Annotated in this window: 10 protein-coding genes; 4 read left to right on the top strand and 6 right to left on the bottom strand. The window is 57.3% G+C overall.

Going from position 1 to position 11,395, the window contains the following annotated elements:
- On the bottom strand, positions 1–1,662 hold a 1,662-nt coding region (locus B3Y70_RS03590; RefSeq protein ID WP_288589201.1), incomplete at its 3' end, for an adenosylcobalamin-dependent ribonucleoside-diphosphate reductase.
- A 287-nt stretch (positions 1,663–1,949) separates the two neighbouring features.
- Here B3Y70_RS03590 and B3Y70_RS03585 point away from each other — a divergent pair.
- Positions 1,950–2,156 (top strand): hypothetical protein, encoded by a 207-nt coding sequence (locus tag B3Y70_RS03585; RefSeq protein ID WP_147232538.1) that lies wholly within the window; start codon positions 1,950–1,952, stop codon positions 2,154–2,156.
- 64 nt (positions 2,157–2,220) lie between these two features.
- The gene (locus tag B3Y70_RS03580; RefSeq protein WP_121206340.1) at positions 2,221–3,039 is read left to right on the top strand and encodes a DUF6160 family protein; all 819 of its coding nucleotides are present in this window, start codon (positions 2,221–2,223) and stop codon (positions 3,037–3,039) included.
- A gap of 60 nt (positions 3,040–3,099) precedes the next feature.
- On the opposite strand, the gene B3Y70_RS03575 is transcribed toward B3Y70_RS03580, so the two are convergent.
- The 3 genes from B3Y70_RS03575 to B3Y70_RS03565 all read right to left on the bottom strand — a co-directional run bounded on the left by B3Y70_RS03575 (position 3,100) and on the right by B3Y70_RS03565 (position 5,847).
- A complete protein-coding gene (locus B3Y70_RS03575; protein ID WP_011784596.1) occupies positions 3,100–3,894 on the bottom strand; it encodes an ABC transporter ATP-binding protein in 795 nt (264 codons plus the stop codon).
- Positions 3,895–3,903: 9 nt separating this feature from the next.
- Positions 3,904–4,806, bottom strand: a complete 903-nt coding sequence (locus B3Y70_RS03570; protein WP_014421769.1) for an ABC transporter permease — start codon at positions 4,804–4,806, stop codon at positions 3,904–3,906.
- Positions 4,807–4,872: 66 nt separating this feature from the next.
- Positions 4,873–5,847 carry an ABC transporter substrate-binding protein gene (locus B3Y70_RS03565; RefSeq protein ID WP_014421768.1) on the bottom strand — a complete coding sequence of 325 codons (975 nt, stop codon included), beginning with the start codon at positions 5,845–5,847 and terminating at the stop codon, positions 4,873–4,875.
- Between the two features lie 268 nt (positions 5,848–6,115).
- Here B3Y70_RS03565 and B3Y70_RS03560 point away from each other — a divergent pair, with 268 nt between their 5' ends.
- A complete protein-coding gene (locus B3Y70_RS03560; RefSeq protein WP_286714948.1) occupies positions 6,116–7,783 on the top strand; it encodes an AMP-binding protein in 1,668 nt (555 codons plus the stop codon).
- Between the two features lie 84 nt (positions 7,784–7,867).
- On the opposite strand, the gene B3Y70_RS03555 is transcribed toward B3Y70_RS03560, so the two are convergent.
- Entirely contained in the window at positions 7,868–9,556 is a 1,689-nt protein-coding gene (locus B3Y70_RS03555) for an ABC transporter permease (RefSeq protein ID WP_121206343.1), read from the bottom strand.
- Positions 9,557–9,706: 150 nt separating this feature from the next.
- Positions 9,707–10,720 (bottom strand): Fe(3+) ABC transporter substrate-binding protein, encoded by a 1,014-nt coding sequence (locus B3Y70_RS03550; protein ID WP_014421765.1) that lies wholly within the window; start codon positions 10,718–10,720, stop codon positions 9,707–9,709.
- A gap of 194 nt (positions 10,721–10,914) precedes the next feature.
- Between B3Y70_RS03550 and B3Y70_RS03545 the strand changes: the two genes are divergently transcribed.
- Positions 10,915–11,193: a PilZ domain-containing protein gene (locus tag B3Y70_RS03545; protein ID WP_183579413.1), complete on the top strand. Its 279-nt coding sequence runs from the start codon at positions 10,915–10,917 to the stop codon at positions 11,191–11,193.
- The last annotated feature ends 202 nt before the right edge of the window (positions 11,194–11,395 follow it).

The following is an 11,395-nucleotide window of genomic DNA, read 5'->3' as shown; positions in this document are numbered from 1 at the left end:
CTCTTTGGTTTTACGGCCTTCACGAATGATGTTCCGGGCGTAGTGGTGAGAGAAGCTCGGTTCAATGCCGTTACTGGCGTTGTTGGCCAGGGACAGGCTGATGGTGCCGGTCGGGGCAATGGAGGTGTGGTGGGTGAAGCGGCCACCTTTCTCGGCCAGTTTGGCTACCAGCTCCGGCTCTACTTCGGCAATACGGCCCATGTAGGCACTGTACTTGGCGTGCAGTACCTTGCCTTTGACCTTGTCGCCCACCTTGATGCCGTCTTCGGCCAGTTTCGGGCACTTGGTCATCATCTTCGGCGTTACTTCAAACTCGTCGTCCATGATTGGCGCCGGGCCTTTCTCTTCGGCCAGGGCAAGGGACTGGCGCCAGCCTTCTACCGCCATTTCACGAACCACTTCTTCGGTAAACTTCACGGACTCGTCAGAGCCGTAAGGCATGCGCAGCATGGCGAGGGTGGAGCCCAGGCCCAGAATGCCCATACCGTGGCGACGCTTGTAGGTGATCTCGTGGCGCTGTTCGCCCAGGGGCAGGCCGTTGATTTCGACTACGTTGTCCAGCATGCGGGTGAAGGTGCCAACCACTTTGCGGTACTTCTCGTAGTTGAAGCTGGCTTTCTCGGTGAACGGGTACTCAACGAACTTGGTGAGGTTCACGGAACCCAGCAGGCAGCTGCCGTACGGGGGCAGGGGCTGCTCGCCACAGGGGTTGGTGGCTCGGATGTCTTCGCAGAACCAGTTGTTGTTCATCTGGTTGACCTTGTCGATCAGGATGAAGCCTGGCTCGGCGTAGTCGTAGGTGCTGGTCATGATGGTGTCCCAGATGAACTGGGCTTTCACCGTTTTGTAGATGCGGCAGGCGACCTTGCCTTCGTTGTTCACCACGTAGCCTTCCTGTACCGGGAAGTCACGGTAGACGAACTGGCTGGCGTCGGTCAGGTCCAGGCCTTCGTCGTCGGCTTCTTTCTGGGTAACCGGGAAGGACAGGTGCCAGTCGTCTCCGTTGCGCACGGCTTCGATGAAGTCTTCGGTGATCAGCAGGGACAGGTTGAACTGGCGCAGGCGGCCGTCTTCCCGCTTGGCCTGGATGAATTCGATCACGTCCGGGTGGTGTACGTCGAAGGTGGCCATCTGGGCACCGCGGCGGCCACCAGCGGAAGACACGGTGAAGCACATGCGGTCGAAGATATCCATGAACGACAGCGGGCCGGAGGTGGTGGCACCCGCGCCGGCGACATAGGCACCGCGTGGGCGCAGGGTCGAGAATTCGTAACCGATACCACAGCCGGCCTTGAGGGTGAGGCCCGCTTCGTGGTTTTTCTCCAGGATATCGTTCATGGAATCCTGGATGGTGCCGGATACGGTACAGTTAATGGTGGAGGTGGCCGGCTTGTGGGCTTCGGCACCGGCGTTGGAAGTAATGCGGCCGGCGGGGATGGCGCCGTTCTGCAGGGCCCACAGGAATTCCTTCATATATTTGTCGCGTAGATTCTTTTTCTCAACCTCGGCCAGGGCCTTGGCCACGCGCTCGTAGGTTGCGTTGATGTCTTTGTCGACAGGCTCGCCGGTCTTGGTCTTGAGCTGGTACTTGCTGCTCCAGATATCTAGCGAAGCTTCCTGCATGGGAATCGTTGTGATCACTGCCTGTGCCTTAGCGTTCATTGCCACCCTCGGTTTTCAGTATGTCTCTTTTTTGAAGACGCCGTCCTCAGCGCCTTACCCCTGTGTGTTTCTGGTACTTCATGGGTTATCGGGCCAGCAGAATCACTATATATGGTGTCCGTGCCTGGCCGGGAAGACTGCCTTCCATAACCGGAATTCTGTGTTGATCACTGCAGCCAGCCTTGTGTCTGCTGGCATTTCTACTGCTTGACAATCAGTAGGTGTTGGCGTAGCTGACCCTATATATGGGCTTATTTTTTGGGAAGTATAACAGGATATAGTGTTCTGTGAATAAGAGAGCAACTATTGATTGGCGCCTGTGGGCAAAGAAAATCAATGGAAAAGTTCTTGAATCTGCGGGAAGCCGCGCCATTAACGGATTCTCTGCATGTCACTACATCTTGTGGTTAAAAAGTGTGCGCCTGAAAAGTTCTGGAATGCAGGTTTTTGTGACTTCTGCACGTATCCAAAAACGACGTGTCGGTAGAGTATGACAGTGGCGTCGTAATACTGCAGTGGCCCACAGGAAGTGATAACGACTATAAAAGGAAAAGAATAATGAAAGGCCTGAAACCTACCGTTCTTGCGCTGTGTATTGCCGGGGCACCCCCTGCGGCCCTGGCGTTTCAACCGTTGGACGAAACCACAATGGGAAACATCACCGGCCAGGCGGGTGTGACCATTGAGCTGGAGACCAAGCTGAACATTGATCGGTTTATCTACACCGATGAGGGGTCGCTTGAGATCAACAACATCTTCGTGGGCGGTACCAACCGGACCGACCTGTTTCCGGAACTGGGCGTTAACCTGATGGGCGGCGCTGCCCAGCAAACCGACCTGCTGGACAACATCCGCATTGAAATCGATGTGCTCAGTGACGGCGATGCCATCATCAACGTGCTGCCGCAGATGTTCGGTGCGGTGGATGTGCGGGTCTCCACCGACCAGTGGAATCTGGTTGGCACCACAGACTCCACCACCATCCTTGATAATTTCACCGCTGACATTCTGATGGGCGGCGCCAATATCGAGATTGATGCGGATACCGACGTGATGAACCTGCGCGCCGATATAGCGATTGATAACCTGGAGTTCGATGCACCGTTCCTGGCGGTGGGCATCCGGGATCTGCGCCTGACCGGTGATACCTATGATCCGGTTCGCAACAAGAACATTCCGGACCTGTTCGCCAAGGTGGACCTCGATATCTACAAGGGCTCTAACAGCCTGGGTGTCGACAGCCTTGCGGTCGATATGGATTCGTTCCGCGCTGACATGACCATTGGCGGTGTGCTGGTGGGTGGTACGTCCATTGGCAGCATCTTTATGGACGACCTGGCCATTACCAATACCCAGATGGTGATCTACGGCCACTAAAATGGCTAAGTAGAAACAAAAACGGGGCCGCGTGGGCCCCGTTTTTGTCTGTCGGGTGTTTCAACCCAACAACAGACTGTCGTCGTCCACCTCCAGGCCGCGCTGTTTCTCGAACAGGCCCAGCAGGTCTTTCACTTCCAGTCCGTCCCGGTCCTTACCGGCAATATCGAATACCACCTGGCCCTGGTGCAGCATCACCGTACGGCTGCCGACTTCCAGTGCCTGTTTCATGCTGTGAGTGACCATCAGGGCGGTGAGCTTCTGCTCCTCGATGATCTGCTGGGTGAGTTCCAGCACGAAGTTGGCGGTTTTCGGGTCCAGTGCGGCAGTGTGCTCATCCAGCAGCAGTATGCTGGAGGGCGTCAGGCTGGCCATCAGCAGGCTGACGGCCTGGCGCTGGCCGCCCGAAAGCAGGCCCATTTTGTCACCCAGGCGGTTTTCCAGGCCCAGTTTCAGCGTGGCAAGGCTTTCCCGGAACTGCCCGAGATACTGCTTTTTCACCGCACTGGTCAGACCTCGGCTTTGGCCACGTTTGATGGCCAGTGCCAGGTTTTCTTCAATGGACAGGTTTTCGCAGGTGCCGGCCAGGGGGTCCTGGAACACCCGGGCAACCCGCGCCGCCCGTTTATGGGTGGGCAGCCGGGTAACGTCCAGGTTGTCGACGATAATCTGGCCGCTGTCCACCATGACTTCGCCGGCGAGGGCGTTCAGGAAGGTGGATTTTCCGGCGCCGTTGCTGCCGATGACCGTCACGAATTCGCCCTGGTTTACCGTCAGGCTCATGCCCCGAAGGGCCGGGTTTTCCAGCGGGGTGCCTTTGCCAAAGGTAAGCCGCAGATCGGTTGCGCTGATCATAGTGCCTCCTCAGGCCTTTTTGCTGGTGAAACGACTGGCGATCTTGGTGCGAACGCCAGGCAGTACGATGGCCAGGGTAACCAGAACCGCGGTAATCAGATTCAGATCCTGTGCCTGCAGGCCGAGGACATCGGCATTCAGGGCAAAGGCAATGGCCAGTCGGTAGATGATGGCGCCCACCACACACGCCAACAGGGCGCGTACCACGGTGGAGGGGGTGATAACGGCTTCACCGCCAATCAGTGAGGCGAGGCCGATCACGATTACGCCTACACCCATGGTGACGTCTGCTGCGCCCTGGCTCTGGGCAAACAGAGCACCGGCCAGACCCACCAGACCGTTGGACAGAGCAACCCCCAGTATGATCATGCCGCCGGTCGCAATGCCCTGGGCGCGAGCCATGCGGGCGTTGGCGCCAGTGGCGCGCATGGCCAGGCCAGTCTCGGATTTCATGAAACGCCACAACAGAATCAGGGACACAATAGCGACCAGGGTAAACAGCAACACCGGCACCTGATGGAAAGCCAGGCCCAGGTCGTACCAGGGAGTCAGTACCGTTTCTTCTGTGAGCAAGGCCACGTTCGGCCGGCCCATGATGCGCAGGTTCACGGAGTAGAGCGCGATCATGGTAAGGATGGAGGCCAGCAGGTTCAGAATGTTGAGTTTGACATTCAGGATGGCGGTTACGGCACCGGCGGCCATGCCGGCCAGTACCGCACAGCCAGTTGCCAGCCAGGGATTCCAGCCTTCAATAATCAACATGGCGGCAACGGCGGCGCCCAGGGGGAAGCTGCCATCCACCGTCAGGTCGGGGAAGTCGAGAACACGGAAAGAGAGATAGATACCAAAGGCAACCAGGCCGTAGATCAGGCCGGTTTCGAGAGCACCGTAGAATGCGATTTCACTGAGCATGGGTAGTTTTTCACCGTGAAAGAAAACGGGCGGGCCCTTTTGGGGTCCGCCCGTGTTGGTCAGGCGTTACTTGTCGTTTTTGACGACTTTGACGGCTTCCTGGATGAGGTCTTCGGGCAGAGTGACGCCCATGCGTTCGGCGGCCTCGGGGTTCACGTACAGATCCAGTTCTTCCATGGTTTCAACCGGCATGTCGGCTGTGCCGGCACCTTCCAGTACGCGTGCGACCATGGCGCCGGTCTGGCGGCCGTGGTTGTAATAGTTGAAGCCCAAAGCGGCTACCGCGCCACGCTCAACGGTGGCGGTGTCGGCAGCAAAAACCGGGATCTTGGCCCGTTCGCCAACGGAAATAACCGCTTCGGCGGCACTGATCACGGTGTTATCGGTGGTCAGGTAGATGGCGTCGGCCTTGCCTACCAGGGAGCGGGCTGCGCCCAGCACTTCCGAAGTCTTGGTGGCCGCACCTTTAACCAGCTCCAGACCGCGGGCCTGCAGGCGTTCTTCCAGCAGTTCAATCAGCGCGGCGGCGTTGGCTTCGCCAGGGTTGTAAACGGTGCCGATGCGCTTGGCGTCGGGCATTGCACGCTGCAGCATGTCCAGGTGCTTCTCGATGGGCAGCATATCGCTTACCCCGGTGATGTTGGCACCAGGGGCTTCCCAGCTTTGTACCAGTTTGGCGGCAACCGGATCAGTCACGGCAGAGAAGACCACGGGCACGTTACGGGCTGCAGCGGCAACGGTTTGTGCGGACGGTGTGGCAATGGCCACGATTACATCCGGGTTTTCACCCACAAACTTGCGGGCAATCTGAGAGGCAATGGCTGAGTTGCCCTGGGCACTTTCGTGCATCAGGCGCAGGTTTTCGCCTTCGCGATAGCCGCGCTCGGCCAGTTCGTCCTTAACGCCCTCATGTACGGCATCCAGTGCCGGGTGTTCAACAATCTGTGTGATGGCAACAACACGGGGGTCGTCCGCTTGAACCAGGCTTGCTGCGGCAAGCAGCGAGGCGCCGATCAGCGTGCGCAGGGATTTCTTGGCCATATGCCCATCTCCGAGTCAGTTACTGTTTTTTCCCGTGAAACCGGGGGCAAAAATTCAAGGTGCGCAAGTTTAACACAGCCATGCGGCAATCGGTGTAGGGGAAGGCGCAGTTTGTTGCGACGAGCGTTTGAGTGGTTGCAGATGCAAATTATTTTGCACGGATCACGTTTTGACGGGCTCTGGTGTGTTGAAATAGGCTACTAAAGTCTAATAATACGAGAACGCGAAAAAGCGAATCCGAAACTATAACGACAAATCAGGAAGGTCCATGGACACAACGAAAAAGCTCCCCCTGGATATGGTCTACCACTGGGAGGCCACCAGCCCTAATTCCCTTTATATGACGCAGCCCATTGGCGACGGTAAGGTGGTTGAGTACACCTGGGGCCGTGCCGTGGATGAGGCACGCCGGATGGCGGCGTACCTGAAATCCCTGAACCTGCCGGAGAAAAGCCGGATTGGTCTGATTTCCAAGAACTGCGCCCAGTGGGTGATGACAGACTGGGCCATCTGGATGGCCGGGCACATTTCCGTGCCGCTGTATCCCACCCTGAACGCCGATACCGTGAACTACATCCTCAACCACGCCGAGTGCGACGTGTTGTTCGTGGGTAAACTGGATGACTGGGACAGTATGAAATCCGGTGTGCCGGAATCGGTTCGCTGCATTTCCTATCCGCTGAGCCCGCCCAACGATTTCGAGACCTGGGACGACATTGTTGCCAAGTACCCGCCACTGGAAGGCAAAACCAGGCGTGATCCGGAAGAGTTGGCCACCATCGTGTACACCTCTGGCAGTACCGGTCGCCCGAAAGGCGTTATGCTCAGCTTCAATAACATGGCGTTCGCCGCTGCTGGCGGTATCGAGACTCTGGGCGTAGGGCCAGGTGAGCGCATGTTGTCCTACCTGCCGCTGGCTCATGTATTTGAGCGCACCTTTGTGGAGCTGGGCTCTTTGTATTCCGGCTTCCAGCTTTATTTTGCAGAGTCTCTGGACACCTTCGTTCAGGATCTTCAGCGGGCACGGCCAACGCTCTTCCTCTCGGTTCCGCGCCTGTGGGTGAAGTTCCAGCATGGTGTTTTGCAGAAAGTGCCCAAGCCGAAGCTGGATCGCCTGCTGAAGATTCCGGTAGTGAGCAAGCTGATCAAGAAGAAGGTGCTGAAAGGCCTGGGCCTGGACAAGGTGAAGCTGGCCGGTTCCGGTTCCGCACCGTTGTCCAACGATGTATTGGACTGGTACCGCAATCTCGGCCTGGAACTGCTGGAAGGTTATGGCATGTCCGAGAACTTTGCATACTCTCACATGAACAAACCGGGCCGTACCCGCACCGGTTATGTCGGCGAAGCCCTGCCGGGCGTTGAAGTGAAGATCAGCGAGCAGGGCGAGGTGCTGGTGAAGAGCCCCGCCACCATGATGGGTTATTACAAGGACGAGGAGAAAACCGCTGAAGCCTTCACCGAGGACGGCTTCCTGCGTACCGGTGACAAGGGCGAGATTGACGAGATGGGCCGTCTCAAGCTGACCGGCCGCATCAAGGAGATCTTCAAGACCAGCAAGGGCAAGTACATTGCGCCGGCGCCGATCGAGAACCGTCTGATGTCTCACGATGCCATCGAAATGGTGTGTGTGTCGGGTGCCAACCAGACCCAGCCCCACGCGTTGGTGGTTCTGGGTGAGGAGATTCGCCCGAAAGCTGCTGACGAGAGCTTCCGCAAGGAGTTGGAAGAAAGCTTCAAGCAGCTGATTCAGGACGTAAACAAAACTGTAGATCCCCACGAACAGTTGGCTTTCATTACGGTGGTCAGCGATGAGTGGTCCATCGAGAACAGCTTCCTGACGCCGACGCTCAAGCTTAAGCGTAACGTGGTGGAAGACGCCTATCAGGCGAAAGTGGACAGCTGGTACGCCAAGAAGCAGCCGGTTATCTGGCAGTAAAGGCGACGGCTTACACGGTAAGGACAAGAAGGCCCGGCAAACTGCCGGGCCTTCTTGTTTCTGGCGTTCCGATATTTCTGGCCGTCAGGCCATGGTTCTGGAATTGGAGATGGACCGGTTCATCAGAATGATGGGGATGATACCGGCGACCACAATGATCAGGGCGGGAAGGGCGCTGTGATAGAGCTGTTCGTCTGAGGCAAACTGGTACACGTAGGTGGCCAGGGTCTCGTAATTAAAGGGCCGAAGAATCAGGGTGGCCGGCAGTTCCTTCATGCAGTCGACAAACACTACCAGGGCGGCGGTGACCAGGGTTCCACGCAGCATCGGCAGGTGTACGTTGATCAGGGTTTTGCCCGGAGTGTGGCCCAGGGAGCGGGAGGCCATGTCCATGCTGGGGGTGATTTTCTGGAGGGCGCTCTCCACACTGCCGGCAGACACCGCCAGAAAACGCACGGTGTAGGCAAAAATCAGGGCAAAGGCCGTTCCACTCAGCAGCAGGCCGGTGCTCACGCCAAGATAATCCCGCATCAGGGAATCCAGCCAGTTATCGAAGCCGGCCAGTGGCACGATGACGCCCACGGCCAGCACTGCGCCGGGCATGGCGTAACCGAGACTGGATAGGCGCATCAGGATCTGCATGCCACGGGTGTTGTGCAGACGGCGGCTATAGGCCAGCGTAACGCCGATGATCAGGGTGGTGAGCGCTGCCGCGCTGGACAGGAACAGGCTGTTAAAAGTGTTCTGAATAAAATCCGGGTTCCAGCTGACATCAAAGTATTCCCAGGCGTAATAGCCCAGGGTGGCTCCGGGGATTATGAAGCCAAATATCAGTGGCACGGCGCAGACGACGACACAGATCATCTGGCGCGGGAAAGACATGGTGAAGCGATGAATCGGGTCACGGTTGTCGCGGGCCGCGTATTGTTGCTGGCGGCGCCGTGAATAACGTTCCAGGGTTACCAGGATCACCACGAAAATGAGCATGGTGGTCGCGATCTGGGCCGCGCCGCCCAGATTACCCAGGTTCATCCAGGTATCGAACAGGCCGCGGGTGAGGGTTTGCACGGCAAAGAAATCGACGGTGCCGAAATCGTTCAGGGTTTCCATCAGCACCAGGGACAGGCCCACGGCAATGGCTGGCCGGGCAATGGGCAGAACCACCCGAAAGAAAGTGCTCAGTGCGGAATGACCCAGGCTGCGGCTGACGGCAAACAGTGAGGGTGATTGTTCAAGAAAGGCAGCTCGCCCCAGCAGGTACACATAGGGGTAGAGTACCAGGCCGATCATCAGGATGGCGCCTTCCAGGCTGCGGATTTCCGGAAACCAGTAATCGCTGGCGTTCTGCCAGCCAAACCACTCACGCAGGCCTCGCTGCACGGGACCGGCGTAATCCAGCAGGCTGGTGTAGACATAGGCAATCACGTAGGCCGGTACGGCAAAAGGCAGCAGCAGAGCCCATTCAAAGAATTTCCGGCCCGGGAACTCGCACATGGTCACGGCCCAGGCGGTGGCCAGTCCGATCAACAGGGTTAGTGCGCCCACACCGATCATCAACTTGATGGTGGTGGTCAGGTAGCGGGGCAGGGTGGTTTCAATCAGATGAGGCCAGATGTTCTCGTCCGGGAACAGGGCCAGGAAGATCACCGACAGTACTGGAAGCGCGACAATAGCGGTGGTAAGGACGGCGCTGATCAGCCACCGTTTTGAGGTGCGTTTTGCCAGTAGCGGTTGCGAGAGCCCCGGGTTTGCACTGGAAACGACCTCGGTCATGGTGATCCTGTTAGCGTAGTGGTGATGAGAAGTGTTGCGATTTTAGATAGTGCGTTGCTTCCCTGCAATGACTGCGGTCATGTTTGTGGCCAACAAAAAAGGGTGCCCTGGACAGGACACCCTTCGGTTTACCGGTTGGTGTGAGGCTGATCAGCCGTCATAGTCAACGCGGTCAACCAGCTTCACAGCCGCTTCGCGGTTGTTGGCGATTTCCTGCAGTGACAGATCGTCCGGGTTGATCTCACCCCACTCGGCTACCAGGCCAGAAGGCTTCACTTCCGGGTTCGCCGGGTACTCGGTGTTGGCTTCCGCGTAGATGCGCTGGGCTTCCGGTGAGGACAGGAATTCCATCAGCTTGATGGCATTGTCCTTGTTCGGCGCGCTCTTGGTGAGGGAAATGCCACTGATGTTTACGTGAGTGCCACGACCTTCGGCATTCGGGAATACCAGGTTAACCTGTTCGGCGATCGGGCGCTGGTTTTCGTCCATCAGCATGTTGCCGTAGTAGTAGCTGTTGCCAATGGAAATGTCGCAGACGCCTTCAGCGATGGCTTTGATCTGGTCGCGATCGCCACCCTGGGGTTTGCGTGCCAGGTTTTCTTTGACGCCTTGCAGCCACTCTTCGGTCTTCTCTTCACCGTGGTGGGCGATCATGGAGGAGATCAGGGCGATGTTGTACGGGTGCTTGCCGCTGCGGGTACAGATGCGGCCTTCCCACTTGTCATCAGCCAGTTGCTCGTATGTGGTGATCTCACCCTCTTCAACGCGATCTTTGGATGCGAAGATCAGGCGGCCACGAGTGGTCAGGGCGTACCACTTACCTTCCGGGTGGCGCAGGTTCTCCGGAATGTTCTCCTGCAGCGTGTCGGTCTCAACGCCGGCAACGAGGTCTTTCTCAACCAGTTCGTTGATGCGTGAAATGTCGACCGTCATCACCACGTCTGCCGGGCTGTTGCGGCCTTCACGCTCAAGGCGCTCGGCCAGACCCTGCTTGGCAAAGACAACGTTCGCTTCAATGCCGGTTTCTTCGGTGAAGGCGTTGAGCAGCGGTTCCAGCAGGTAAGCCTGACGGTAGGAGTAGATGTTGACCTCGCCGTCGGCAGAGGCAGACAGCGGCATGGCGGCCAGAGCGATGGCGGCAGTTGCGGCAAGTTTCATTCGCATAGTGGTGATCCTTTCTGTCGCGTTGCTAAAAGGTGAACGTTCGCCTGTAATCGAATGTGACAGGCAGTTAAAAACGACAACTATTCTCATTGCTAACCGCGAATGAGTCAATAACCCTTCGGGGATATTTTTCAGAAAATAGTGTTATGCTTCAGAACACTATAAGAAGGCAGCAAATGGCAGGGTTTCCGAGCATGGTCGGTAGTGATCGCAGAGAGCATAGCCGCACGGCAATGAGTGCAAAAGTGAAGTTGGTCCATGAACAGTTGGGAGAATTCGTCTTCTCTACCCGTGACATCTCAGACGGCGGCGTTTTCATCGTTGTGGGTGAACAGGTCTTCGAGCCCTCCTTGGGCGATTGCGTAAGCGTTCAGGTGCAGGGGCTTCCTGCGCCGGCCCCCATTCTGGATATGGTGGTGGTGCGTCGCACGGTTGACGGGTTCGGGTTGCAGTTTGCCGATACTGCCGAATAGTTGGCGGAAGAGAATTTCATGATGGAGATAATGGGCTCAGTTAAAAGGAAAGGTTTTGCCTGATGAGTTCACCTGCGTATTTCAGATTGATGGTCTCGGTGTTTGTTGTGCCGATGGCAATGCTATCAGGATGCGCCAGCTACTATACCCACTATGCCATGTTCCCCGCGGAGAATTCCGCGGGTGAAACCCGGCAGGTGCG

This window comes from Marinobacter sp. UBA5687, from assembly GCF_002420325.1.
Classification (GTDB): Bacteria; Pseudomonadota; Gammaproteobacteria; order Pseudomonadales; family Oleiphilaceae; genus Marinobacter; species Marinobacter nauticus.
Note: the sequence above shows the minus strand (reverse complement) of the source record. Positions and strands in the feature narration are given on the sequence as shown.